The sequence below is a fragment of the Paucibacter sediminis genome (genome assembly GCF_030254645.1).
In the GTDB taxonomy this organism is placed as follows: Bacteria; Pseudomonadota; Gammaproteobacteria; order Burkholderiales; family Burkholderiaceae_C; genus Paucibacter_B; species Paucibacter_B sediminis.
The window spans coordinates 53,612-77,319 of record NZ_CP116346.1; the positions used below are offsets into that span (position 1 = coordinate 53,612).

21 protein-coding genes are annotated in these 23,708 nt (G+C 71.9%); 11 read left to right on the forward strand and 10 right to left on the reverse strand.

Features of this window, described 5'->3' with window-relative positions:
- Positions 1-15: 15 nt before the first annotated feature.
- Together PFX98_RS00295 and PFX98_RS00300 are read right to left on the reverse strand one after the other, a co-directional pair.
- Positions 16-702 (reverse strand): Crp/Fnr family transcriptional regulator, encoded by a 687-nt coding sequence (locus PFX98_RS00295; RefSeq protein ID WP_285233166.1) that lies wholly within the window; start codon positions 700-702, stop codon positions 16-18.
- An 83-nt stretch (positions 703-785) separates the two neighbouring features.
- Positions 786-1,508 (reverse strand): Crp/Fnr family transcriptional regulator, encoded by a 723-nt coding sequence (locus PFX98_RS00300; protein ID WP_285233167.1) that lies wholly within the window; start codon positions 1,506-1,508, stop codon positions 786-788.
- 126 nt (positions 1,509-1,634) lie between these two features.
- On the opposite strand from PFX98_RS00300, the gene PFX98_RS00305 reads away from it, so the two are divergent.
- The 4 genes from PFX98_RS00305 (at position 1,635) to PFX98_RS00320 (ending at position 12,175) form a co-directional block, all read left to right on the forward strand.
- The gene (locus PFX98_RS00305; protein ID WP_285233168.1) at positions 1,635-2,183 is read left to right on the forward strand and encodes a sterol desaturase family protein; all 549 of its coding nucleotides are present in this window, start codon (positions 1,635-1,637) and stop codon (positions 2,181-2,183) included.
- A 123-nt stretch (positions 2,184-2,306) separates the two neighbouring features.
- Positions 2,307-3,473 carry an OmpA family protein gene (locus PFX98_RS00310; protein WP_285233169.1) on the forward strand — a complete coding sequence of 389 codons (1,167 nt, stop codon included), beginning with the start codon at positions 2,307-2,309 and terminating at the stop codon, positions 3,471-3,473.
- A 43-nt stretch (positions 3,474-3,516) separates the two neighbouring features.
- Positions 3,517-3,765, forward strand: a complete 249-nt coding sequence (locus tag PFX98_RS00315) for a hypothetical protein (RefSeq protein WP_285233170.1) — start codon at positions 3,517-3,519, stop codon at positions 3,763-3,765.
- A gap of 10 nt (positions 3,766-3,775) precedes the next feature.
- Positions 3,776-12,175: a glycoside hydrolase family 94 protein gene (locus tag PFX98_RS00320; protein WP_285233171.1), complete on the forward strand. Its 8,400-nt coding sequence runs from the start codon at positions 3,776-3,778 to the stop codon at positions 12,173-12,175.
- On the opposite strand, the gene PFX98_RS00325 is transcribed toward PFX98_RS00320, so the two are convergent.
- Both PFX98_RS00325 and PFX98_RS00330 read right to left on the reverse strand, forming a co-directional pair.
- Positions 12,167-13,120, reverse strand: a complete 954-nt coding sequence (locus PFX98_RS00325) for an OmpA family protein (RefSeq protein ID WP_285233172.1) — start codon at positions 13,118-13,120, stop codon at positions 12,167-12,169. The genes PFX98_RS00320 and PFX98_RS00325 overlap by 9 nt on opposite strands.
- Complete coding sequence (locus PFX98_RS00330; protein ID WP_285233173.1) at positions 13,117-13,482, reverse strand: DUF4398 domain-containing protein; 366 nt, start codon at positions 13,480-13,482, stop codon at positions 13,117-13,119. Before PFX98_RS00330 ends, PFX98_RS00325 begins: the two co-directional genes overlap by 4 nt.
- 180 nt (positions 13,483-13,662) lie before the next feature.
- On the opposite strand from PFX98_RS00330, the gene PFX98_RS00335 reads away from it, so the two are divergent.
- From PFX98_RS00335 to lnt, 7 genes are all read left to right on the forward strand, one after another.
- Entirely contained in the window at positions 13,663-13,977 is a 315-nt protein-coding gene (locus PFX98_RS00335; protein WP_285233174.1) for a BON domain-containing protein, read from the forward strand.
- 22 nt (positions 13,978-13,999) lie between these two features.
- Entirely contained in the window at positions 14,000-14,239 is a 240-nt protein-coding gene (locus PFX98_RS00340; protein WP_285233175.1) for a CsbD family protein, read from the forward strand.
- Positions 14,240-14,293: 54 nt separating this feature from the next.
- A complete protein-coding gene (gene fumC, locus PFX98_RS00345) occupies positions 14,294-15,679 on the forward strand; it encodes a class II fumarate hydratase (protein WP_285233176.1) in 1,386 nt (461 codons plus the stop codon).
- 78 nt (positions 15,680-15,757) lie between these two features.
- Positions 15,758-16,198: a CBS domain-containing protein gene (locus PFX98_RS00350; protein WP_285233177.1), complete on the forward strand. Its 441-nt coding sequence runs from the start codon at positions 15,758-15,760 to the stop codon at positions 16,196-16,198.
- Between the two features lie 162 nt (positions 16,199-16,360).
- Positions 16,361-17,434 carry an SGNH/GDSL hydrolase family protein gene (locus PFX98_RS00355; protein WP_285233178.1) on the forward strand — a complete coding sequence of 358 codons (1,074 nt, stop codon included), beginning with the start codon at positions 16,361-16,363 and terminating at the stop codon, positions 17,432-17,434.
- 15 nt (positions 17,435-17,449) lie between these two features.
- Positions 17,450-18,142, forward strand: a complete 693-nt coding sequence (locus PFX98_RS00360) for a hypothetical protein (protein ID WP_285233179.1) — start codon at positions 17,450-17,452, stop codon at positions 18,140-18,142.
- A complete protein-coding gene (gene lnt, locus PFX98_RS00365; protein ID WP_285233180.1) occupies positions 18,139-20,625 on the forward strand; it encodes an apolipoprotein N-acyltransferase in 2,487 nt (828 codons plus the stop codon). The genes PFX98_RS00360 and lnt overlap by 4 nt, the downstream gene beginning before the upstream one ends.
- A gap of 19 nt (positions 20,626-20,644) precedes the next feature.
- Here lnt and PFX98_RS00370 read toward each other — a convergent pair whose 3' ends face one another.
- Genes PFX98_RS00370 through PFX98_RS00395 form a run of 6 tightly spaced genes read right to left on the reverse strand, consistent with a single transcriptional unit; the run spans position 20,645 to position 23,631 of the window.
- Positions 20,645-21,277 (reverse strand): glutathione S-transferase family protein, encoded by a 633-nt coding sequence (locus tag PFX98_RS00370; RefSeq protein WP_285233181.1) that lies wholly within the window; start codon positions 21,275-21,277, stop codon positions 20,645-20,647.
- Positions 21,274-22,167: a glutathione-dependent disulfide-bond oxidoreductase gene (gene yghU, locus PFX98_RS00375; protein ID WP_285233182.1), complete on the reverse strand. Its 894-nt coding sequence runs from the start codon at positions 22,165-22,167 to the stop codon at positions 21,274-21,276. Before yghU ends, PFX98_RS00370 begins: the two co-directional genes overlap by 4 nt.
- Positions 22,164-22,667, reverse strand: coding sequence for a PaaI family thioesterase (locus tag PFX98_RS00380; RefSeq protein WP_285233183.1), 504 nt, complete (start codon positions 22,665-22,667; stop codon positions 22,164-22,166). The genes yghU and PFX98_RS00380 overlap by 4 nt, the downstream gene beginning before the upstream one ends.
- A complete protein-coding gene (locus tag PFX98_RS00385; RefSeq protein ID WP_285233184.1) occupies positions 22,664-22,864 on the reverse strand; it encodes an oxidoreductase-like domain-containing protein in 201 nt (66 codons plus the stop codon). The genes PFX98_RS00380 and PFX98_RS00385 overlap by 4 nt, the downstream gene beginning before the upstream one ends.
- 6 nt (positions 22,865-22,870) lie before the next feature.
- On the reverse strand, positions 22,871-23,083 hold the full coding sequence (locus PFX98_RS00390; protein WP_285233185.1) for a hypothetical protein: 213 nt from the start codon (positions 23,081-23,083) through the stop codon (positions 22,871-22,873).
- On the reverse strand, positions 23,080-23,631 hold the full coding sequence (locus PFX98_RS00395) for a GNAT family N-acetyltransferase (protein ID WP_285233186.1): 552 nt from the start codon (positions 23,629-23,631) through the stop codon (positions 23,080-23,082). Before PFX98_RS00395 ends, PFX98_RS00390 begins: the two co-directional genes overlap by 4 nt.
- Between the last annotated feature and the right edge of the window lie 77 nt (positions 23,632-23,708).

Below are 23,708 nucleotides of genomic sequence, written 5' to 3' on the forward strand. Positions count from 1 at the left end.
GGCTCCCGGCCCGGCTCAGCTGCAATCGCGATGCACCGCGCAGTCGCTGGCATAACAGCTGCAGGCCGCGGCCTCCAGGCCAGCGCGATCCAGCACCTGGATCTCGCCGCGGTGGTAGCGGATCAGGCCCTGGCCCTGCAGCAGGCCCGCCGCCACCGTGATGCCGACGCGCCGCACGCCCAGCATATAGGCGAGGAATTCATGCGTGACGTGGAAGCTGTCGAGGCCGGCGCGGTCCTGGCTCATCAGCAGCCAGCGCGCCAGGCGCGGCCCGATCTGGTGAAAGCGCAGGCAACCGGCCGCGCTGGCCGACTGCGCCATGCGCACATAGAGGTAATGCTGCAGGCTCAGGCGCAGCGCCGGGCTGAGCGCCAGCTCGCGCCGGAACACCGGGCCGCTCATGCGCCAGGCAAGACCCGGCCCCTGCACCAAGGCACGCAGCGGCGTGCGCTGCACCCCCAGGGTGAGCTGCAGGCCCAGCATGCCTTCGCGGCCTATCATGCCCACCTCCAGGCCATGCTGGTCGATCTGCGCCACCAGCGAGATGAAGCCGCTGCGCGGGAAGTAGACGAATCGGGTGGCCTCGCCCGACTCGCAAAGCACCTCCGACAGGTGCAGGGGCACCGCCTCGCCGGCGGCCAGCAGACGCTGGCGCTCCGGGCGCGGCAGGGCTTGGATCAGCAGGTTCTCGGCCAGGCTCACGGGCGTTCTCCCAATAGGCCCCGAGTCTGCGGCCGCCGCAGCGCGTCGACTGTCTGCCAGCGCACAGAGGCGCTCAGTGGCTCTCAGAGAGCGAGCCGATCCGGCAGCAGGCGGTCGTACTCCTTGCGCACCACCGCATAGCATTCGCAGCTGCGCGCCTCCAGGCCGGCGCGGTCCAGCACCGAGATATGGCCGCGCGCGTAGCGGATCAGCCCAGCGGCCTGCAGCTTCAGCGCGCTCTCGGTCACGCCCTCGCGGCGCACGCCCAGCATATTGGCGATCAACTCCTGGGTCATCACCAGCTCGCTGCCGCTCAGGCGGTCCAGGCTCAGCAGCAACCAGCGGCACAGCTGCTGGTCCAGGCTGTGGTGGCGGTTGCACACCGCCGTCTGCGCCATCTGGGTGATGAGGGCCTGGGTGTAGCGCAGGAACAGATGCATCACCGGGCCGGCACGGTCGAACTCCTCCTTCATCGCCGAGGCGCGCAGCCGGTAGCCGCTGCCGGCGCTCTGCACCACCGCACGGCTGGGGGTCGAGCCGCCGCCCATGAAGAGCGAGATGCCGACGATGCCCTCGCGCCCGACCACGGCGATCTCGGCCGAGGCGCCGTTCTCCATCACATAGAGCAGGGAGACGATGGCCGTGCTGGGGAAGTAGACGTGGGCGAGCGTACGGCCCGATTCATACAACACCTGGCCCAGCGGCATGTCCACCGCTTCGAGCAGGCCCTGCCAGCGCTGCCACTCGGGCTCGGGCAGGCAGTCCAGCAAGTGGTTGCCGCGGCTGTGGGGCGGGAGGTTGGGCATGGGCGCTCCGAAAGATGGCTGGGCGCTGCCAGCGCTGGCAGCACCAGCTGAACTATAGGCAGTCCGGGCCGCCTCATGTGTTCGATAGCGCACAGACGCAGAGCGCCACCGACCCTAGGGTGTCCCATGACCCTGCTCTATCCCGTCCTCAGCAAGACCGCCTACCGCCTGGATTTCGCCCTCTACGGCCTGGCTTGCACGCTGCTGGCCGGCCTGCTGCTGCGGCTGGCCTGGCGGGCCGGCTGGGCGCCGATCCTGCTGGGCCTGGCCTGCATCGCGGCCGGCGTGCTGCTGTGGAGCCTGATCGAATATGCCGTGCACCGTTTCGTCTTCCACGGCATGCAGCCCTTCAAGCGCTGGCATGCGGCGCACCACCAGCAGCCGGGGGCGCTGATCGGCATGCCCACGGTGCTGAGCGTACCGCTGTTCGCGGGCCTGGTGTTTCTGCCGGCCTGGGCCCTGCTGGGCCTGCCGGCCGCCGCAGCGCTGATGCTGGGCGTGCTGGGCGCCTATATCGCCTATGGCGTGGTGCACCACCTCAGCCACCACGGTGGACGCCTGCCGCCCTGGCTGCTGCAGCGCCGCCACTGGCATGCCCTGCACCACCGCAGTGCCGACGCTGGCCGCTACGGCGTCAGCAGCTCGTTCTGGGATCGTGCCTTCGGCAGCTGCTGAGGCGCGGTTGCGCGCAGGCCCGCTGGTACGCCAGCGCACAGACCGCGGCGGCCGCAAGCCCTACAAGGGAACTTGCCCCGCAAATGCAAGACCAGCGGCCACCACGCCAACACGAAAGCCTCATTGAAAAACCACCATTCCCTGCGTCTCATCGCCCTTGCCAGCCTTGGCGCCCTGTGCGCTGCCGGCCCCGCCCTCGCGCAGGAGCAGGGCAGCTATCTCGGCCTGGGCATCGGCCAATCCAGCGCCAAGCTGAACGACGCCGCCATGGCCGGCAGCGTGCTGGGCAGCGGCTTCGGCATCACCGCGCTGGAGCGCGACCGCCGCGATACCGGCTACAAGCTGTTCGGCGGCTGGCAGTTCAACCGCTACCTGGCGCTGGAAGCGGGCTATTTCCGCCTCGGCGAGTTCAGCTCGGTGGCCAGCACCCTGCCCGCCGGCAGCCTCGACACCCACATCAAGATGCAGGGCGTGAACCTCGACCTGGTGGCCACCCTGCCCATCACCGACAGCCTGTCGGCGCTTGGCCGCATCGGCGGCACCTATGCGCGCAACCGGGCCGATTTCGTCGGCAGCGGCGCCGCGGCGGCGATCAACCACGAGCAGCGCGCACGTGGCAGCAATGCCAAGTACGGCGCCGGCCTGCAATATGCCTTCTCGCCCAGCCTGCTGGTGCGCGGCGAGGTGGAGCGCTACCGCATGAACGACACCACCGGCGGCCACGGCAATGTGGACCTGGTCTCGGTGAGCCTGGTGTTCCCGCTCGGCCGCAGCAGCAACTACAGCGCACCGCGCGCCGCCGCGCCGCAGCCCGTCTATGTGGCGCAGGCACCCGCGCCGGCGCCGGTGCTGGCACCCGCACCGGTGGTGATGGCGCCGATGGTGATGCCGCCCGCCCCGCCGCCGGTCAGGCGAGTGAGTTTCTCGGCCGAATCGCTGTTCGGCTTCGACCGCTCGACGGTGCGCCCCGAGGGCCAGGCGGCGCTTGACAACTTCAGCCGCGAGCTGGCCGGCAGCAGCTACCAGGTCATCAATGTCGAGGGCCACACCGACCGCCTCGGCAGCGAGGCCTACAACCAGCATCTCTCCGAGCAGCGCGCCGAGGCGGTAAAGCGCTATCTGGTCGACAGCGGCAAGCTCGAGGCCAGCAAGATCGCCGCGGTGGGCAGGAGCGAATCGCAGCCGCTCACCAAGCCTGAGGACTGCAAGGGCAGCAAGCAGACGGCCGCCCTGATCGCCTGTCTGCAGCCGGACCGCCGCGTCGACATCGAAGTGGTCGGTACCCGCTGATCGCGTCCCCCCAGGCAGGACCCAATGACGGCGGGAGGCCTTCATGACGATGACATCCGGGCATCCAGCCGCGCGCTGGAGCACCTCTTCCTTCGGCGCCTGCGTCGACACCAGCCCCGCCGAGCTTGACGCACTCGGTGCGCACCTGCACGCCTGCCATGCGCAGCGCGGCCGCTGGTTCGGCCTGCGTTGCCGGGCCGATCTGATGCATGGCTTTCTGGCGGCACGGCTGGTCAGCAGCCTGCTGGCCGTGGTGGTGCTGATCGGACTCGCGCTGCTGGCGCTGCGGTGAGGCTGGCGCAGTGAGGGCGGCCGAGCTCGCGCGCCATGTGCCGGAGGCCGGGCCGGCCCTGCTGGCCCTGCTGGACCCGGCGCGCGGGCCGCTGCAGCCGCCGATACGCTCCGAGATCTTCGGGCCGCAGCGCTTTGCCCAGCATGGGCTGAGCCTGGGCCTCACGCACCGCAGCGCCAGCGTGGCCCGGCGTTGGCAGGCCGGCTTCTCGCCACGCCTGCGCGACAACATCGCGATGCTGCGCGAGGCACAGCGCTATATCGGCACCCAGGCCGAGATGGGCGTGGACCTCAGCCCGGCGGCCGAATGGCTGCTGGACAACTTCCACCTCATCGATGCCCAGCTCAAGGAGGTGCACGAGGGCCTGCCGCGCAGCTACTTCCGCACCCTGCCCCTGCTGCCCGACGAGCCGCTGGCAGGGCTGCCGCGCATCTACGGCCTGGCCTGGGCCTTCGTCGCGCATACCGACGGCGGTTTCGACGAAGAGCTGCTGCGCCACTACCTGGCCGCCTACCAGCAGAGCTGCGAGCTCAGGCTGGGTGAGATCTGGGCCCTGCCCACCACCTTGCGCGTGGTGCTGATCGAGAACCTGCGCCGCCTGGCCGAGCGCGTGGCCTGCCACAAGGCCGCGCGCGAGCTGGCAAACCTGTGCTGCGACCAGCTCGACAGCGGCAGCCCGCGCGAATTCGATGCGCTGCTGCGCCAGCTGGGGCTGCGCGGGGTCGACCGCGTGTTCCTGGTGCAGCTGGCGCAGCGCCTGCTCAAGCAGCCGCACGATGCCGACAACCCCAGCAGCCCGATCCAGGCCTGGCTGCGCCTGGCCCTGCCCGATCTCGCCACCCTGCTGGCCCAGCAGGACGCCGACCAGGCCGCCGACAACCTCAGCGTCAGCAATGCCGTGAGCTCGCTGCGCGCCATCGGCGATGCCGACTGGGGCGAGCTGGTGGACGGCAGCAGCCTGCTGATGCAGCGCCTGCTCAGCGCGCCCGGCTTTGCCGCCGAGCATGCGGCCAGCCGCGAGCTCAGCCTGCATGCCATCGAAGGCCTGGCGCGGCGCAGCCGGCGCAGCGAGCTGGCGGTGGCCGAGGCCCTGCTGGTCCTGATGGGCGAGGCCGGCCGGCAGCCCGAAGCCGCGCGCGCCGCCTACCCGGGCTTCTGGCTGCGCGGCCCCGGCCGGCCGCGCCTGCTGCGCTCGCTGGGCCTGGCCGAGCCGCTGCGCCTTGCCGCGCGCGCGCTGCTGCGCCGCCTGGCCCTGCCGCTCTACCTGAGCGGCCTGGCGCTGCTGAGCCTGGCCCTGGTGGCCTGGCTGCTGGCCCAGGCCGGTGCCGTCACCGGCGCGCTGCCGCTGCTGCTCACCGGCGCGCTGATGCTGTTCCCGGCCTCCGAGGCGGTGATCGCACTGCTGCACCGGCTCATCAGCGAATCGACGCGCCCGCGCCAGCTGCCGCGCCTGGCGCTGGGTGGCGGCATCCCGGCCGCGCATCGCGTGATGGTGGTGATCCCCTGCCTGCTCACGAGCCCCGCCGCGGTGTGCGCGCTGACGCGCCGGCTCGAGCTGCACCAGCTCGCCAACCCCGAGGCCCAGGCCCAGTTCGGCCTGCTGAGCGACTGGGCCGATGCCGATGCCGCCAGCGCCGCCGCCGACGCCGGCCTGCTGAACGATGCGCGCGGCCAGATCCAGGCCCTCAACAGCCGCTACCCCGCCGCGCCCGGCCAGGCAGCGCGCTTCCTGCTGCTGCACCGCGAGCGCAGCTACAGCGCCAGCGAGCAGCGCTGGATCGGCTGGGAGCGCAAGCGCGGCAAGCTGGAGCAGCTGGTGGCGGCGCTGGCCGAGGGCCAGCAAGCCGCCTTCCTCGACCTGGGCGCCGAGGCCGTGATCGCCGCCGACACGCGCTACATCGTCACGCTGGACAGCGACACCGAGCTGCCGCCCGGCCGCCTGCGCGAGCTGGTGGGCGTGGCCGCGCATCCGCACAACCAGCCGCGCCTGGACGCGAGCGGGCGCCGCCTGGTGGGCGGCTACGGCATCCTGCAGCCCCAGGTGGCGTCGCCCCTGCCGGACCTGCAAGACCTGACCCCCTACCACTGGCTGTTCGCCGGCCAGTGCGGCATCGACCCCTACAGCGCCGCCAGCTCCGAGGTCTACCAGGACCTGTTCGCCGAGGGCAGCTTCGCCGGCAAGGGCCTGCTGCACGTGCAGGCCCTGCACGCGGTGCTGGCCGGCTCGCTGCCGGTGGCGCGCGTGCTCAGCCACGACCTGCTGGAGGGCGCCCTGGTGCGCTGCGCCACCCTCAGCGACATCAACGTGATCGAGGACGCCCCCTTCCACGCCGACGTGGCGGCGGCGCGCGTGCACCGCTGGACGCGCGGCGACTGGCAGCTGCTGCCCTTCCTGCTGAACCCCTGGCGCTACCCCATCCGCGCGCTGAACCGCTGGAAGATGCTGGACAACCTGCGCCGCTCGCTGGTGGCGCCGGCCGCGCTGGCGCTGCTGCTGCTGAGCCTGGCCAGTGGCTGGCTGGCCGCGCCGGCGGCGCTGGCCCTGGTGCTGGCCGCCTACATGGCGGGCCCGCTGCTGGGTGCGCTGGCGGCGCTGCACTCGCACCGCGAGGACCTGGCACGCGCGCACTTCTACCGTCAGGCCCTGGCCGATCTGGGCCGCGCCCTGTGCGGCGGGCTCTGGCAGCTGCAGCAGCTGCTGGCCCAGGCCCTGCTGGCGCTGGACGCGATCGTGCGTGCGCTCTACCGCATGGGCGTGAGCCACCGCCATCTGCTGCAATGGACCACCGCCGCCGCGGCCCAGGCGGCCGCGCAGACGCGCCTGCCCGCGCTGCTGCGCCAGCACCGCGCCGAGCCCCTGCTGGCCGGCGTGCTGCTGGCCGGCCTGCTGCTGTGGGGCACGGCCGCGCCGGCGCTGGCCTGTGCCCTGGCCCTGCTGTGGGCCAGCGCGCCGCTGGCGGTGTGGTGGGCCAGCCGGCCACGCGCACCGCGCGCCGACGCGGCGCTGCCCGCGGCCGACCAGCTCTATCTGCGCGGCATTGCGCGCGACACCTGGCGCCTGTTCGAGCGCTGCATCGGCCCCGACGACCGCCAGCTGCCGCCCGACAATCTGCAGACCCTGCCCGCCGAGATGCTGGCGCACCGCACCTCGCCCACCAATATCGGCCTCTACCTGCTGAGCTGCGCCTGCGCGCGCGAGTTCGGCTGGATCGGCAGCGCCGAGCTGGTGCAGCGCCTGCAGGCCACGCTCGCCACCCTGGCCACCCTCGCGCGCCACCGCGGCCACTTCTACAACTGGTACGACACCCAGAGCGGCGCACCGTTGCTGCCCATCTATGTCTCCAGCGTCGACAGCGGCAACCTCAGCGGCCATCTGCTGGCGCTGGCCCAGGCCTGCCTGGAGCTGGCCGCCGCGCCGCTCGACGACGCCGCCATGCAGGCCAGCCTGGCCGAGCTGCAGCAGCGCATCACCAGTGCCGCCGGTGGTGACGGCGGCTGCGCCGAGCTCGACTGGCTGAGCGCCGACTACGAGGCCACCCTGCGCTCGGCGGCGCTGGACCGCCAGGCCAACGCCGCCACCCTCAGCACGCAGCTGCGGGCGCTGGCCGAGGCCTGCGAGCGCCTGGCCTGGGAGCCCGAGTTCGGCTTTCTCTACCACCGCAAGCGCCATCTCTTCCACATCGGCTACCGCGTCGCCGAGCAGCAGCTGGACGCCGGCTTCTACGATCTGCTGGCCTCGGAATCACGCCTCACCAGCCTGCTGGCGATCGCCAAGGGCGATGTGCCGGTGCAGCATTGGGCGGCGCTGGGCCGGCCCTTCTACGCGGTGGGCCGGCATGCGGCGCTGCGCTCCTGGTCGGGCTCGATGTTCGAGTACCTGATGCCCAGCCTGATCCTGGCCGAGCCGCCCGGCAGCGTGCTGCGCGAGGCCTGCTGCGCCGCCCTGCACGAGCAGATCGCCTATGCGGCCGAACAGCAGCAGCCGGGCCTGCCCTGGGGCATCTCGGAATCGGCCTTCGCCGGGCGCGACCACAGCCTGGCCTACCAGTACGCGCCGCAGGGCGTGCCGCGCCTGGCGCTGCGCCGCACCCCGGCCGACGAGCTGGTGGTGGCCCCCTATGCGACGGCGCTGGCCGCGCAGCTCGCACCGCATGGCGCGACGCGCAATCTGCGCGCCCTGCAGGCGCTGCGCGCGCGCGAGCGCTACGGCTTCATCGAGGCGCTGGACTTCTCGCCCGCCCGGCTCACCGAGGCGCTGGAGGGCAGCCCCGAGCTGCCCTATGCACCGGTGGCCACCTTCATGTCGCACCACCAGGGCATGAGCATCGTGGCGCTGGCCAATGTGCTGCTGCAGGGCGCGCCGCAGCGCTGGGGCATGGCCAATGCCCATGTGGCGGCGGTGGCCTCGCTGCTGCACGAGCGCGCGCCGCGCGAGATCTCCACCCTCAGCACGCCGGTGCTGCCGCTGCCGCCGCAGCTGCTGCAGCGCCGCCCGCCCGGCCTGCTGCGCGAGCTGCTGCCCGGCGACACCGGCCTGCCGGCCACCCAGCTGCTTTCCAACGGCCGCTATGCGCTGAGCCTGCGCGCCAACGGCGCGGGCGCCAGCCGCTGGGGCCGCCTGGGCCTGACGCGCTGGCGCGACGACGCGCTGCGCGACGCCTACGGCAGCTTCTTCTTCCTGCGCCGCAGCCCGGAGGCCACGCCGGTCTCGCTGAGCCAGCATCCGGCGCCCGACGCCGCCGCCAGCTACCGCGCGGTGTTCCACGCCGACCGCGTCTGCCTGCACGCCAGCTGGCCCGAGCTGCAGGCGCAGACGACGGTCTGGGTCAGCCCCGAGGACGACATCGAGTTCCGCTCGGTCGAGCTACGCAATCTGGGCGCTGCGGCGATCGAGCTGGAGCTGATCTCGGCCTTCGAGCCCACGCTCTCCGAGCCGCGCGCCGACGAGGCGCATCCGGCCTTCGCCAATCTGTTCCTGCGTGCCGAATGGCAGCCGGCCCAGCAGGCCCTGTGGTTCGAGCGCAAGCCGCGCCTGGCCAGCGAGCCGGCGCTGCTGGCGGCGCATTTCCTGGTGGCCGGCGAGGCCGACATCCGCGCCCTGGCGGTGCAGACCGACCGCGCGCAGTGGCTGGGCCGCAACCGCCTGGTTAGCCAGCCGCTGGCAAAGCTGCAAACGGTGGCGATGGCCGCGGACGGCCTGGCGCAGGCACTCGACACCGGGCTGGACCCGGTCTGCGCGCTGGCGCTGACGCTGCGCATCCCGGCCCATGGCAAGGCCTTGCTGACCTTCGCCACCGCCGCTGCCGACCAGCCGGCGGTGCTGCACGCGGTGATCGACAAATACCGCCAGGCCAGCCATGTGGAACGCGCCTCGCTGATGTCGGCCACGCTCGCCAGCATCCGCCTGCGCGCGCTGCGCATCAGCCCCGACAACCATGCCGCCACCCAGCTGCTCAGCACCGCCCTGCACTACACCCTGACGCGCCCCGACGCAGGCGCCACCGGCAAGGCCTGGGCGGGCAGCGACAAGCGCCTGCTGTGGCGCTACGGCATCTCGGGCGACCGACCGCTGCTGCTGGTGAGCATCGCCGCCAGCCAGGGCCTGGGTCTGCTGCGCGCGCTGGCGCAGGCGCTGCGGCTGTGGGAATGGGGCGGCCTGGCCTGCGAGCTGGTGGTGCTCAACCAGGAGCCGGCCTCCTACCAGATGGCCCTGCAGCGCGAGCTGGCCTTGCTGCGCGAGCGCCACCTCGCCGATGGCCTGGCCCTGCCGGAGGGTGCGGTGACCCAGTTCCACCTGCTGCGCGCCGAGGAGGTCTCGGCCGAGGAGCTGGCCACCCTGCAGGCCCTGGCACGCCTGCACCTGCAGGCCGATGGCCGGCCGCTGCGCCAGCATGTGGCCGACTGGGCCGCCCTGCACGAGCAGGCCCTGGCGCTGCGCCAGGAAGTGCCGGCCAGCGCGCTGCCGCGCACCGCACCGCCACCCCAGCCCGCCATCTCGCAGGGCGAGTTCGCCAGCGACGGCAGCGCCCGCTTCAGTTTCACGGCCGGCGCCGCCGAGCGGCCACAGCGGCCCTGGATCAATGTGCTAGCCAATGCGGACTTCGGCTGCCATGTCTCGGAGGCCGGCGGCGGCTACAGCTGGGCCACCAACAGCCGCATGAACCAGCTCACCGCCTGGGCCAACGACCCGCTGGCCGACCCGGCCGGCGAGCATCTGCTGCTGCAGGACCTGCGCAGCCGCGAGGTCTGGAGCGCCAGCGCCGGCGCCGGTGGCGATGCCGCGCTGCGCTACCAGGTCAGCCATGCGCAGGGCAGCACCCTCATCAGCCACCGGCGCGGCGAGCTGAGCATCAGCCTCACTTGGTGCGTGGACCCGCAGGCGGCCGTCAAGCAGCTGCGCCTGCAGCTGCACAACGCCGGGCCACGCACGCGCCATCTGCGCATGCTGGCGCTGGCCGAGTGGCTGCTGGGCGCCAGCCGCAGCGACCGCGCCAGCGTGCACACCGAGCGCCAGGGCGGGGTCCTGTTCGCCACCCAGCGCGAGCAGTCCGCGGGCTTCGGCGGCGGCACCGCCTTCCTCGCGCTGGCCGGCCCCGCCGCGCCGAGCGATTGGAGCTGCGACCGCCGTGAGTTCTTCGACGCCGGCGGCGCCCTGGTGCTGCCGCATGCGCTGGGCCGCCTGAGCGGCAGCGGCCTCGACCCCTGCGCGGCGCTGGCCTGCGAGCTGGCGATCGCGCCGGGCGCGAGCGAGCAGCGCGTGTTCCTGCTCGGCTATGCGTCCAGCCCCGCGGCGGCGCGCCAGCTCGCCGCCGGCGCCGCGCTGCAGGACGCCGCCGGCCGCGAGGCCCTGGCGCATGCGCAATGGGACGAGCTGCTGGGCGCCACCACGGTGGCAACACCTGACCCCCTGTTCGACGCGATGGTGAACCGCTGGCTGCTCTACCAGACCCTGGCCTGCCGCATCTGGGCCAAGGCCGGGCTCTACCAGGCCGGCGGCGCCACCGGTTTCCGCGACCATCTGCAGGACGCGATGGCGCTGGCCTGGGCCGCGCCGGCCCGGCTGCGCGCCCAGATCCTGCTGGCCGCCTCGCGCCAGTTCCCCGAGGGCGACGTGCAGCATTGGTGGCACGCGCCCGGCGGCGCCGGCGTGCGCACCCATTGCAGCGACGATCTGCTGTGGCTGCCGCAGGCCCTCTTGCACTATCTGCGCGCCAGCGACGACCAGACCCTGCTGGACGAAACCCAGCCCTTCCTGGACGGCGCGCCGATTGCGCCCGGCGCCGCGGATGCCTACGACACCCCGGCCACCAGTGTATGGAGCGCGAGTGTCTACGAGCATGCGGCGCGCTGCATCGACCACAGCCTGCGCGTCGGCGCCCATGGCCTGCCGCTGATGGGCGCGGGCGACTGGAACGACGGCATGAACCGGGTCGGCGACCAGGGGCGCGGCGAGTCGGTCTGGCTGGCCTGGTTCGCCTGCCAGCTGGTGGCCGGCTTCGCGCCGCTGGCGCGCCAGCGCGGCGAACCCGAGCGCGCCGCGCGCTGGGAGCAGGCGGCCGAGGGCTGGCAGGCGGCGCTGCAGGGCCCGGCCTGGGACGGCCTGTGGTTCAAGCGCGCTTTTTTCGATGACGGCTCGCCACTGGGCTCGCATGCCAACAGCGAGGCGCGCATCGACCTGATTGCGCAGGCCTGGAGCGTGCTGTCGGGCGCGGCGCCGCTGCCCCGGCAACGCCTGGCGATGGCGGCCGTGGAGCGCGAACTGGTGGACCATGAGATGGGCCTGCTGCGCCTGCTGCATCCGCCCCTGGCCCAGGCCCAGCCCAGCGCCGGCTACATCCAGGCCTACCCGCCGGGCGTGCGCGAGAACGGCGGCCAGTACTCGCATGCCGGTGTCTGGGCGCTGATGGCGCAGGCGCAACTCGCGCAGCAGAGCCAGCTCGCCGAGGCGGGCGATCTGGCCTACCGCTATTTCACCTATCTGAGCCCGGCCCACCGCGCCGCCGATGCCCTGCGCGGGCCGGCCTACGGCATCGAGCCCTATGTGATGGCCGGTGATGTCTACAGCCAGCCGCCCTATCTGGGGCGCGGCGGCTGGAGCTGGTACACCGGCTCGGCCGCCTGGCTGCAGCGCGCCGCGATCGAGTCGCTGTTCGGCCTGCAGCTGGAGGCGAACCGCCTCAGCCTGCGCCCCTGCCTGCCCTCGCATTGGCCCGAGGCTCGACTGACGCTGCGGCGCGGCGCGCGCGTGCTGCGCTTCCTGCTGCTGCGCGTGCCGCCGGCCCTGGCGCAAAAACAGGCCGCCGCCATCCTGGGGGATGGAGCGGCGGCCCAAGTCTTGCTGCCGGGTCAGTGCGTGAACTGGAACGAACTGGCTTTGGATGCCAGCTTTGTCGTCCCCCTGCTAGCGTGATGCGATCACGCCGTTCACATCCGACAGCAGGATCTCCACGCGCCGGTTCAGCTGGCGCCCGGCGGCGTTGTCATTGCCGGCCACCGGGCGGGTCTCGCCCAGGCCACGCACGTTGAGGCGATCGGCCGCCACGCCCTGGCCGACGATGGCGTCGCGCACCGCCTCGGCACGCCGCTGCGACAAGCCCTCGTTGCTGCTGTCGCTGCCCACGCTGTCGGTATGGCCCTCCACCAGCAGGCGACGCTGCGGGTACTGCTTCATGAAGGCGGCGAGCTGCTCCAGATTGCGCAGGCCGCCGGGCTTGAGGCGGGCCTGGTTGTTGTCGAACAGCACATCGCCGATGGTGATCACCAGGCCGCGCTCGGTCTGCTTGGCATTGAGCGCGCGCAGCTCGGTTTCGAGCTGGTAGGTGCGCACCTGGGCATCGTCGGCGGCGCGCCGCGCGGCCTCGGCATCGGCCACCGCCATCGAGGTCTGGCGCTGCGCGGCCAGGGTCTGCTGCTGCGCCGCGGCGGCGCTGAGCTTGGCGGCATCTGCCTCGCTGGTACGGGCGGCCAGTCGCATGCGGTCGCGCTCCACCTGCGACTGCGCCACCGCGCGCTCGGCGGCGCGCTGGCGCGCGCTTTCCTGCGCGATCGCCGTGCGCTGCGCCGCCACATAGGCGAGGTGATTGACGCTACCGGCCTCGTCGCGGCGCGCATAGGCCTGGTCGGCACGCTCCAGCGCCTCACCCGCCTGCTTGAGTTCGGCCGGCGCCAGCTCGCGCGTCTGCGCGTCGTTCTGGGCCTGGCGGTAGTCGGCGCGCGCGGTCTCGAGCTGCGGGTTGCTGGCCGGTATCGAGCTGCACGCCATCAGGACGGCGCTCGCCGCCAGGGCGATCAGGGTGCGGGGATTGCTGCGGATCATGCTCATGATGGTTTCCTTGTGGGGGTTGATGGTGTTCACGGCGTCTTGCGCTCGAGTTCTTCGCGCAGCACGCGGCCGTCTTCCTTGACGGCCGTGGCGGCCTTGCCGGCCTTGCCCGACTCCGACTTGCTCTGCGCCAGCCGCGCATCGACCTGCGCCTCCTCGGCCAACAGGCGTGCCTGGGCGTAATGCTTGTCGTTGATGGCGAGCTGGGCGCGCTCCAGCTTGTCGCGCGCCATGCGCATCTCGGCGGGCGCGTATTCGTTGCCGCCGGCGCTCTGGGCCTGGCCCATGGCGGCCTTGCCCAGCGCCATCGCGGCGTCGGGCGGTGGGGTGCTGGCGCAGGCCGCCAGCGCGAGGATCAACAAGCCGCTCAGAGCGGAGACAGAAAGGGTGCGCATGGGGCTACTCCGTGGTTGGGATGTCGCGGCCAGCCTGCGGTGCCCCGGCGCTGGCGTCGGTGCGTTGACGCACCGAGCCGACAGATGCGGCGTCGTCCTACAAGAGCAGGTGCTGCCCGACTATGGGCGGCGCCGCCGCGCCTTCCTACATTGAGGCTTCACCCATCCAGGAGCATCACCATGACCATCCGCCACCTCACCACCACCGCGCTCAGCGCCCTCGTCCTCGTGTTCGCCAGCGGCTGTGCCGTCACGCGCGGCCAGGAGACCGTCGGAGCCTATGTGGACGACACCGCCATCACCACCGCCGTGAAGGGCCGCTTCATCGACAACAAGGACGTCGATGCCTCGGCCATCAGCGTGGAGACGCTCAACGGTACCGTCATGCTCTCGGGCTTCGCCAAGAGCCTGAAGGAAAAGACCACCGCCGAGGGCATCACCTGGAAGATCGCCGGGGTAAAGAACGTAAAGAACGAAATCGCCATCCGTCCGTAATCATTGAACGCAAGGAATCACCATGAACTGGGATCGCATACAGGGCAACTGGAAACAGACCACCGGCCGCGTCAAGGAGCAATGGGGCAAACTGACCGACGACGACCTCGACATCGTCGCCGGCCGGCGCGATCAGCTCGCCGGCATGATCCAGGAACGCTACGGCCTGGCCAAGGAAGACGCCGAGAAGCAGCTGTCGGCCTGGCAGCGCAGCGCCACCGATGCGTGGTTCGGCAAGGACGACGCCGCCAAGAAGCACTGAGCCTGCCTACACTGGGCAGGCGGGCCTGTCAGCAGGCCCTGACAAGGACCTGCCATGCAGCACGCCACCCGGATAGAGACCGACAGCCTGGGCGAGATCGCCGTGCCGGCCGAGGCACTGTGGGGGGCGCAGACGCAGCGCTCCCTGCTGCACTTCCACATCTCCAGCGAACGCATGCCGCCCCCGCTGCTGCAGGCGCTGGCCCGCATCAAGGCCGAGGCGGCGCGGGTCAATGCCGAGCTGGGCCTGCTGGATGCGACGCTGGCGGCCGCGATCGCCCAGGCGGCCGGCGAGGTGCTGGCCGGCGAGCATGCCGAGGCCTTCCCGCTCTCGGTCTGGCAGACCGGCTCGGGCACGCAGACGAATATGAATATGAACGAGGTGCTGGCGAATCGCGCCTCCGAGCTGCTGGGCGGCGGGCGCGGCAGCGAGCGCCATGTGCATCCCAACGACCATGTGAACCTGGGCCAGTCGTCCAACGACGTCTTTCCCAGCGCCATGCATGTGGCCGCCGCACTCGAGCTGGCGAACCACCTGCTGCCCAGCCTGCTGGCCCTGCGCGACACGCTGGCCGCCAAGGCGGCCGAGTACGCCGATCTGATCAAGATCGGCCGCACCCATCTGCAGGACGCGACGCCGCTGACCCTGGGGCAGGAGATGTCGGGCTGGGTGGCCCAGCTCGAGCTGGCCGAGCAAGCCATCCGCGCCAGCCAGCACGCGCTGCACGAGCTGGCGATCGGCGGCACCGCGGTGGGCACCGGCCTCAACACCCATGCCGAGTTCGGCCGGCGCGTGGCGGCACGCCTGGCCGCCGGCACCGGCCTGCCGCTGCGCTGCGCCGCCAACCGCTATGCCGCGCTGGCCGGCCACGAGGCCCTGGTGACGGCGCATGGCGCGCTCAAGACCCTGGCCACGGCGCTGATCAAGATCGCCAACGACGTGCGCTGGCTGGCCTCCGGGCCGCGCTGCGGCCTGGGCGAGCTGCGCATCCCGGAGAACGAGCCGGGCAGCTCCATCATGCCCGGCAAGATCAACCCGACCCAGTGCGAGGCGCTCACCATGCTCAGCTGCCAGGTGCTGGGCAACGACGTGGCGCTGAGCATCGGCGCGGCCTCGGGCAACTTCGAACTGAACGTCTTCAAGCCTCTGATCGCCCACAACTTCCTGCAGAGCCTGCGCCTGCTGGCCGAGGGCATGGCCAGCTTCGACACGCATTGCGCGCGCGGCATCACGGCGGACCGCGCGCGCATCGCCGAGCTGCTGGCGCGCTCGCTGATGCTGGTGACGGCGCTGAGCCCGCATATCGGCTACGACCAGGCCGCCGCCATCGCCAAGCAGGCCCATGGCCAGGGCCTGAGCCTGCGCGAGGCGGCGCTGGCCTCGGGCCTGCTGACGGCCGAGCAGTTCGACGCCTGGGTGCGGCCGGAGCGGATGGTGTAGCTCGCCGTAGATGGGTGATGCGCAATCGGCCCAGATCGGTTTGAATAGGGTGCGTCGACACCCATGGAGGGCCGCGCTATGACAAACGCTGCACAAATACTCCGTTCCAAGCCCGCTGCGACCGTGTTCACCATCGAGCCCACGGCCTCGGTCTTTGAGGCGGTGCGCCTGATGGCCGACAAGAACATCGGCGCGCTGCTGGTCGTGGAGCGCGGCAAGGTGGTGGGCATCGTCTCGGAACGCGATTACGCGCGCAAGATCGTGCTGATGGACCGGTCGTCCAAGGACACGCTGCTGCGCGACATCATGTCCAGCCCGGTGATGGTGGTACCGCCCGACCGCAGCGCCGAGGAATGCATGGCGCTGATGACCGAGCACCGGCTGCGCCACCTGCCGGTGATGGACGGCGAACGGCTGCTGGGCCTCGTCTCGATCGGCGACCTGGTCAAGGCCACCATCGCCGACCAGCAGTTCATCATCGAGCAGCTCGAACACTATATTGCCGGGCGACGCGACTGAGCGGCCCGCGCCCGGCTGCGGCCGGAGCGGCTGGCAACGCCGGGGTGTAGCCGACTGGGTCACCTTGCTGCAGCGCAGCGGAGGGATTTCCCGCAACTGGCGGGGCGGCCGCGCTGGTAGTCTGGCCCTTCCGATCGCACCCCAGGCTTCAAGGAGAACCCGATGAGGACCCTGCGCATCCTGATGACCGCCCTCACCCTGCTGGGCGTGGGCGCCGCGGCTACGGCCAACACGCTGACCCAGAACGTCTCCTGGACCATAGACCGGGCCGGCACCAGCACCAAATACCGCCTGGTGGCCTATGGCGACTCGATCTACGCGGGCTACAACGGCTCGACCCTCAACGCCGCCAAGTACGCGGCCCCGACGGTGGATGCGGAATACCTCTCGGCGCTGTGGAATGCCGATATCGAGAGCGTGCGGCGAGCCAAGTCCGGCGCGGTGGCCTCCGACGTCTACAACAACAAGATCGTGGCCGAGAAGTCCTATATGCAGGCCGCCTCGACGCGCGTCGTGACCTTCGAGATGTGCGGCAACGACGGCCTGCAGGCGCGCTCGGCCTTCAAGAGCCAGACCGGCACCTGCAACTACGCGGGCATGGACAGCGCCGTCAACAGCTGCAAGACCTATGTGGCGGCGGCGATGGACTTCATCAACGCGAATGCCTATGCCGGCACCAAGCTGAAGATCATCTCCAACCTGCACTACCCGGGCTACGCCGCCGACAATGTGCAGAGCAGCTGCAAGGACGCCAGCACCGGCGCGACGGTGAACCTGCAGAGCCTGTTCCTGCCCAAGCTCGCCACCATGAACTACTGGATGTGCGAGTTCGCCCGCCAGAAGGGCTTCAAGTGCGCGGACAACTTCGCCCAGTACATGGGCGCCGACTATGACGCCAATGGCGACGGCCAGGTCGACTCCGACGCGCTGCGCTATGTGGCCGGCGAGAGCGAGGCCAGCTATGTGAACCGCATCAGCAACACGCTGCGCGCCACCCTGCGCGATGCCAACACGCATTTCGTCTCGGCCAGCAGCAGCTACGACTACATCCAGTCCGACAACACCCACCCCACCTATACCGGCGGCACCGTCAGCGCCGGCCTGTTCGGCGGCACCACCGGCTCGGGCGCGCCGCGCTACACCTCGTTCAGCGGCGGCAAGAGCCCGATCTGGAACCAGTACGGCCACGAGCGCATGGGCTGGGCGATTTCCACCTCCAACCCCGCGGCGCCCTGAGGGCGGGCCGGGGCCATGTCCATGCGCCACCGTCCCGATCAAGCCGGCGGCTGGCGGCCCTCGCTGGGCCTGCTGGCGATCGCCCTGGGGCTGGTGCTGACGGCCGGCGCCTGGTGGTGGATGGGGGCGCCCGACGCCGCGGCTGAGCCACTAGCCGCGGCCGCGCCCGCCGGCAGCGCGGCCGCGCCGCTCGCCCCGACGCCTGACGGGGTACCGACGGCGGCCGTGGTCGCGGTGGTGGCGGCCAGCAACGTCGCGGCCACACCGCCGGCCCAGTACGGCGCACCGCCACCGCGCATCCCGCGCCAGCGCGACCCCAACGGCGACCTGACGCCCGACTTGGCCGACTATGTCAACGAGGGCGAGCGCCCCGGCATGGCCGAGGTCATCGCGCGCCTGCACCAGGCCGGCGTCTACACCGGCCTGGGTGCCTTCTCGCCGCCAGGCACGCGCCCGCCCCTGCTGGGCCTGGCCGTGCCGGAAGACTTCCCGCTGCCGGCCGGCTATGTGCGGCATCACCAGGCCACCGATGACGGCCAGCGCATCGAAGCCATCCTGATGTTCGCGCCCGATGCGCAGCTGGTGGACGCGGCGCGCCAGCCGATCGCGATGCCGGCGGACCGCGTGGTGCCGCCCGAGCTCGCGCCGCCGGGCCTGCCGCTGCGGCGCATCGTGGTGCCGGCGCCGCTCGAGCGACCTGGGGGTTGAGCATCAGCGAACTGCTGCACAGGCTGGCCGCCAGCCGCTGGTTGGGCATGCTTGTCAGCGCGCTGCTGTGCGGCCTGTACGCGCGCGGCGACGGCGCCTGGCCGCTCGGCTTCGTGGCCCTGCTGCCCTGGCTGCACCGGCTCAGCGCGGTGACCTCGCTGCGGGGCACGCTGCTGAGCGCCTGGGCCATGTCGGTGCTCTACACGTTGGCGGTGTTCGCCTGGTTCGGCAGCGCCATCGGCGCCTACACGCAGCTGGGCGCCGGCACCGGCCTGCTGCTGCTCCTGCTGCTGGCGCCGCTGTTCCAGCCGCAGTTCTTCGCCTTTGTGCTGCTGCGTCGCCTGGGCCGCCGCCGCAGCCGCAACCGGCGTGCGCTGGCCGGGGCGCTGATGGGCAGCGCGGCCTGGGTCGGCGCCGAGTGGCTGCTGCCCAGGCTGTTGGGCGACACGCTGGGCTATGGCCTCTATCCCGCCCGCCTGCTGCGCCAGGCCGCCGATCTCGGCGGTGCGGCGGGGCTCACGCTGCTGCTGCTGCTGAGCAACGAGGCCCTGGCCGAGGCGCTGGCGCGGCGTGCGCATGGCGCGCGGGCATTGGCGCGGCCGCTGGCGCTGGCGGCCCTGGTGCCGCTGCTGCTGGCCGGCTACGGCGCTTATGCGCTGGCGGCGCTAGCGGCCCTGCCGGCGGCCGGCAAGCCGCTGCGCATGGGCCTGGTGCAGGCGAATATCACCGACTACGAGGCACTGCGCCGCGAGCAGGGCGCGGCCGCGGTGGTGCGCGCGGTGCTGGACACGCATTTCGCGATGTCCTTCGATGCCGTCGAGCGCCAGCACGCCGATGCGGTGCTGTGGTCGGAGACGGTCTATCCCACCACCTTCGGCCATCCCAAGAGCGAGGCCGGCGCCGAATTCGACGCCGAGATACTGACGATCGTGAACGCCGCCGGCGTGCCCTTTGTGTTCGGCACCTATGACCGCGATGCGGCGGGCGAGTACAACGCCGCCGCCTTCGTCGCGCCCGGCGCGGGCCTGCTGGGCCTGTACCGCAAGACCCGACCCTTCCCGCTCACCGAATACGTGCCGCCCTGGCTGGACGGCCCGGCCCTGCGGCGCTGGCTGCCCTGGGCCGGCGGCTGGCGGCCGGGCAGCGGTGCGCGCGTGTTCCCGCTGCGCCTGGCCGATGGCCGCGAGATCCCGGTGCTGGCGCTGATCTGCCTGGACGCCGTCGATACCGGCCTCGCCATCGAGGGCGCGCGCCTGGGCGGCCAGGCCATCCTGACCCTGTCCAACGACGCCTGGTTCAACGCCCTGCCGCAGGGCGCGGCCCTGCACCAGGCGGTGGCGGCGTTTCGCAGCATCGAGACGCGGCTGCCGCAGTTCCGCGTCACCAGCAACGGCTTCAGCGCCATCATCGATGCGGGCGGCAGCATCGTCGCCGGCTCGCGCCTGGGCGAACGCGTGCTGGTGCTGGGCGAGCTGCCGGTGCGCGAGGCCGGCGGCCGCCCCACCCTGATGCTGGCCTGGGGCGACTGGGTGGGGCGCGCGGCCGTCGCCGCGCTGGCCCTGCTGGCCTTGGGCACCGCCTTGCGCCGCTGGTGGCGGCCCGGCGAAGCACAGCCGGACCCCGCCGCCAGCGATGCCACCACCCTGGCAAGCGTGGCCGTGCTACCCCCCGCCGCTCGCCTCGCCGCCGGCCTGCTGCGCGGCTTTGCGCGCGCCAGCCTGCTGTGGATGCTGGCGGCGATGGCGCTGGGCGACGGCCTGCTGCAGCTGAGCACGCTGGCGCAGCTGCGCAGCGTGGCGGCGCTGTTCCTCGCCCCCGAGCTGGCGGCCTGGTGCGTGCTGCGCGCCTTCACCGCGCGCGTCAGCATCGATGCTGAAGCCGGCATGCTGGTGCTGGCGCGCGGCCGCCAGCGCCTGGCCCTGCCGCTGCAGGACATCGCCGGCATCGAGCCCTGGCGGCTGCGCCTGCCGGGCCCGGGCGCCTGGCTGCGCCTGGCCGGCGGCCGGCGCTGGCATTACGGGCTGGCGCTGGCCGACCCGCTGGCGCTGGCGCGCCTGCTGCGGCTGGCACCCCCGCCTCCCTTGTCGTTTGCGGCTCGCTACGCGCAACTCTGCCTAACTTCCAGCCGGCGCAGCCGCCTGCAGCGGCCGGCGGCGAAGTTCCTGCTGCTGCCGCTGGCGCTGGCAATACCGGCTTTCCGCCTGCACCAGCAGATCGCCTATGGCGGCAGCTTCGGCGAGCTGCAGGCCTATGGGGCGCTGCTCTTCCTGAAGGGCTTTGCGCTCTGGTGGGCCGCCTGGGCGATCGGCGTGCTGCTGTGCGCCGCGCTGCTGCGCGCCGCCATCGAGGCCGGCACGCTGGCGGCCCTGCTGCTGCGTCCTGAGCAGGCCGGCGCGCTGCGGCACTGGCTGGAGCGCCTGGGCCTGGCCTTGCTCTACCTGGGCCTGCCGGCCTGGCTGCTGCTGCGCCTGCTGGCGCCGTGAGCCGGGCAGGCCGCCGCGCCTACAGCGCCATCGCAGGCCGCAACGCCATCGCCTGGCGCCAGCGCAGCAAGTGCGGGTGCTGCTCGCCGGGCTTGACGCGCACCACGCGCGCGAAGTCCACCGCCACCACGGCGGTGATGTCGGCGATGCTGAAACGCTCGGCGGCAATGAAATCGCGGCCCTGCAGGCGCGCGTCGAGCTCGACGAAGAACTGCTGCAGCCGCGCCAGGCCGCGCTGCGCCAGTGCAGGGATCTGCGCATAGTCCACCGGCCCCGGCAGCGCGCGGTTGGCCATCGCCGGGGCGCTGTTGCGCATCGCCTCGGCGATCGCCATCAGCCCCTCGAACTCGATGCGCCATTGCCAGCTCGCGATCTCGGCCTTCTCCGCGGGCGTGCTGCCCAGCAGCGCCGGCTCCGGAAAGCGCGCCTCGAGATAGGCGGCGATGGCGGCGTTGTCGGTCAGCAGCAGGCCCTCGTCGGTGCGCAGCGCCGGCACCGTGCATTGCGGGTTGATGCGCCGGTAGGCCTCGCTGAGCTGCTCGCCCTGGCGCAGGTCCACCTGCACCGTCTCATGCACCACGCCCTTCTCGGCCAGCAGGATGCGCGCGCGGCGCGGGCTCGGCGCGGTGGCGCAGTCGTAGAGGGTGATCATGGCGGCGTCCTTCCAGCCGGCTCGGCCAGCTTGTCCTGGGTGCGGGTCTCGAAGTCGCTGGCCGCGTGGCGCTCCAGCAGCTGGCTGGCGGGCTGGCCCCAGCTGCGGTTGACGATGCGGCCACGCCGCACCGCGGGCCGCTGGGCGATCGCATCGGTCCAGCGCAGCACATGGCGGTAGTCCTGCACCTGCAGGAACTCGCCCGCGCCATAGAGCTGGCCCTTCACGAGCGTGCCATACCAGGGCCAGACCGCCATGTCGGCGATGGTGTAGTCGGCGCCGGCGAGGTAAGGGCTCTCGGCCAGGCGCCGGTCCAGCACATCGAGCTGACGCTTCACCTCCATGGCATAGCGGTCGATCGCGTACTCGATCTTCTCGGGCGCGTAGGCGTAGAAATGGCCGAAGCCGCCGCCGAGAAAGGGCGCGCTGCCCATCTGCCAGAACAGCCACGACAGGCATTCGGCGCGCGCCGCGCCGCCGGCCGGCAAGAACGCGCCGAACTTCTCGGCCAGGTGCAGCAGGATCGCGCCCGACTCGAACACGCGCAGCGGCTCGGGCCCGCTGCGGTCCAGCAGGGCCGGGATCTTGGAGTTCGGGTTGATGCCGACAAAGCCGCTGCCGAACTGCTCGCCCGCGTCGATGCGCACCAGCCAGGCGTCGTACTCGGCGCCCGCATGGCCCGCCTCCAGCAGCTCCTCCAGCAGCACCGTGACCTTCACGCCATTGGGCGTGGCGAGCGAATACAGCTGCAGCGGATGGCGGCCCACCGGCAGCTCGCGCTCATGGGTGGCGCCGGCCACCGGCCGGTTGATGGCGGCGAAGCGGCCGCCGTTGCCGTCCTTCTTCCAGGCCCAGACGCTGGGCGGCTGGTAGGGTGCGGCCTCGTTCATGCAGTGGGTGCTCCTGGCTTGGGCAGCGCGGCGGCAAAAAAGCTCTCGGGCATCTGCACCGCGGTGACCTCGCCGCGCGCCGTCACCACGCCCTCGGCCAGCACCCAGGACTCGACGATCACCTTGCGGCCCTGGATGGCCTTGACGCGGCCGCGTATCTCCAGCGGGCCGGCGATCGGCGTGGGCTTGAGATAGTCCACATGCAGGGAGCCGGTGACGAAACGGAAGGCCGGCTGCGTGTCCATCTCGCGCCCCTCGGCGCGGTACATGGCGGCGGCGGCCGTGCCGGTGCTGTGGCAATCGATCAGCGAGGCGATCAGGCCGCCATAGACATAACCCGGCACCGCGGTGTGGAAGGGCTCGGGCCGGTAGCGGGTGACGCTCTCCTCGCCATCCCAATGCGTCTTGATCTGGTGGCCGTGGCCGTTGAGGCGCCCGCAGCCGTAGCAATGCGCGACGTTCTCCGGGTAGTTGTCCTGAAAGGCACTTTTTTCACTCATGGGCTTGCTCCGGCGTTCGCGGGGGTGTCGGGATGGCGCGCGCGCCAGGCCCGCATGGCCTGGCGGTAGGCGTCCATCGCCAGGTCGTGCAGCTCGAAGATGCAGGGCTCGCAGCCATTGCCGCAGCAGGCCTCGAGCTCGGGCTGCACGGGTGGCATGGGCATCGGGTCGGGGTCGGGCGCGTCAGTGCTCATCATGGGCGGTCACGGCGCGCCGCGCTGCACGCGCGAGCCCAGCTCGGTGATGCCGCGCCGGCCATCGGCCAGCGGTGCGGTGGCCAGGCCCAGGTCCTGAAAGCGCTGCTGCATGGCCTCGCTGACGACGCGGCCGCCGAACACCTGCGGAATGAACCAGAGGTCGGCGACCTCGGCCGGGGTGAGCAGGGCACGGATCTCGGAAGCGGTCTTGGCGGTCATGGCACGGACTTTACCGCCAGGCCGTGTGCGCGCTCGAGCCGGTAATGGTGTTCGGTGCAGGCTTCGCCCTTGAACAGCGCCGCCTCGCTGTGCACCAACCGCAGGCCCAGGCGCTCCAGCAGCCGCATGCTGGCGTGGTTGCGCGCATCGGTGATGGCGATCAGCGCGCGCACCTCGGGGCGCGCGAACAGCATCTCGATGAGGGCGCGCAGCGCCTCGGTGGCCAGGCCCCGGCCCTGCGCCTCGCGCATCAGCGTGAAGCCGATCTCGGCCACGCCACCGGCATGCAGGCACAGGCCGATATCGCCCACCAGCTCGTCACCGGGGCGCTGTGCGATCGCCAGCTGCAGCCAGGCCTCCTCCACGAAGGCCGGGGCGGCGTGCATGCCGGCGATGAAGTCGGCCGCCTCCGCCATACTCAGCGCGCTCCAGCCCTGGTAGCGCGCCAGCTCCGGGTCGGCGCGGTAGGCGGCGAAGCGCGCCAGGTCGGCGGGCCGCAGGCGGCGCAGGCTGAGGCGCGCGGTCGTGAGGGTGCTGAACTCTTGCATGGCCGCGACGGTAACAGCATGAAACCCGCCTCGCCATGGCCTGCCCATAATGCGCGCCAACCGGAGCGCAACGCACA

What these genes read in the sequence shown, in the direction of transcription:
- PFX98_RS00380 (WP_285233183.1), bottom strand. Translation starts at nt 22,667, where the DNA reads ATGAGTGAAAAAAGTGCCTTTCAGGACAACTACCCGGAGAACGTCGCG.
- PFX98_RS00355 (WP_285233178.1), top strand. Translation starts at nt 16,361, where the DNA reads ATGAGGACCCTGCGCATCCTGATGACCGCCCTCACCCTGCTGGGCGTG.
- PFX98_RS00335 (WP_285233174.1), top strand. Translation starts at nt 13,663, where the DNA reads ATGACCATCCGCCACCTCACCACCACCGCGCTCAGCGCCCTCGTCCTC.
- PFX98_RS00330 (WP_285233173.1), bottom strand. Translation starts at nt 13,482, where the DNA reads ATGCGCACCCTTTCTGTCTCCGCTCTGAGCGGCTTGTTGATCCTCGCG.
- PFX98_RS00340 (WP_285233175.1), top strand. Translation starts at nt 14,000, where the DNA reads ATGAACTGGGATCGCATACAGGGCAACTGGAAACAGACCACCGGCCGC.
- fumC (WP_285233176.1), top strand. Translation starts at nt 14,294, where the DNA reads ATGCAGCACGCCACCCGGATAGAGACCGACAGCCTGGGCGAGATCGCC.
- PFX98_RS00360 (WP_285233179.1), top strand. Translation starts at nt 17,450, where the DNA reads ATGTCCATGCGCCACCGTCCCGATCAAGCCGGCGGCTGGCGGCCCTCG.
- PFX98_RS00385 (WP_285233184.1), bottom strand. Translation starts at nt 22,864, where the DNA reads ATGATGAGCACTGACGCGCCCGACCCCGACCCGATGCCCATGCCACCC.
- yghU (WP_285233182.1), bottom strand. Translation starts at nt 22,167, where the DNA reads ATGAACGAGGCCGCACCCTACCAGCCGCCCAGCGTCTGGGCCTGGAAG.
- PFX98_RS00350 (WP_285233177.1), top strand. Translation starts at nt 15,758, where the DNA reads ATGACAAACGCTGCACAAATACTCCGTTCCAAGCCCGCTGCGACCGTG.
- PFX98_RS00395 (WP_285233186.1), bottom strand. Translation starts at nt 23,631, where the DNA reads ATGCAAGAGTTCAGCACCCTCACGACCGCGCGCCTCAGCCTGCGCCGC.
- PFX98_RS00315 (WP_285233170.1), top strand. Translation starts at nt 3,517, where the DNA reads ATGACGATGACATCCGGGCATCCAGCCGCGCGCTGGAGCACCTCTTCC.
- PFX98_RS00370 (WP_285233181.1), bottom strand. Translation starts at nt 21,277, where the DNA reads ATGATCACCCTCTACGACTGCGCCACCGCGCCGAGCCCGCGCCGCGCG.
- PFX98_RS00305 (WP_285233168.1), top strand. Translation starts at nt 1,635, where the DNA reads ATGACCCTGCTCTATCCCGTCCTCAGCAAGACCGCCTACCGCCTGGAT.
- PFX98_RS00390 (WP_285233185.1), bottom strand. Translation starts at nt 23,083, where the DNA reads ATGACCGCCAAGACCGCTTCCGAGATCCGTGCCCTGCTCACCCCGGCC.
- PFX98_RS00300 (WP_285233167.1), bottom strand. Translation starts at nt 1,508, where the DNA reads ATGCCCAACCTCCCGCCCCACAGCCGCGGCAACCACTTGCTGGACTGC.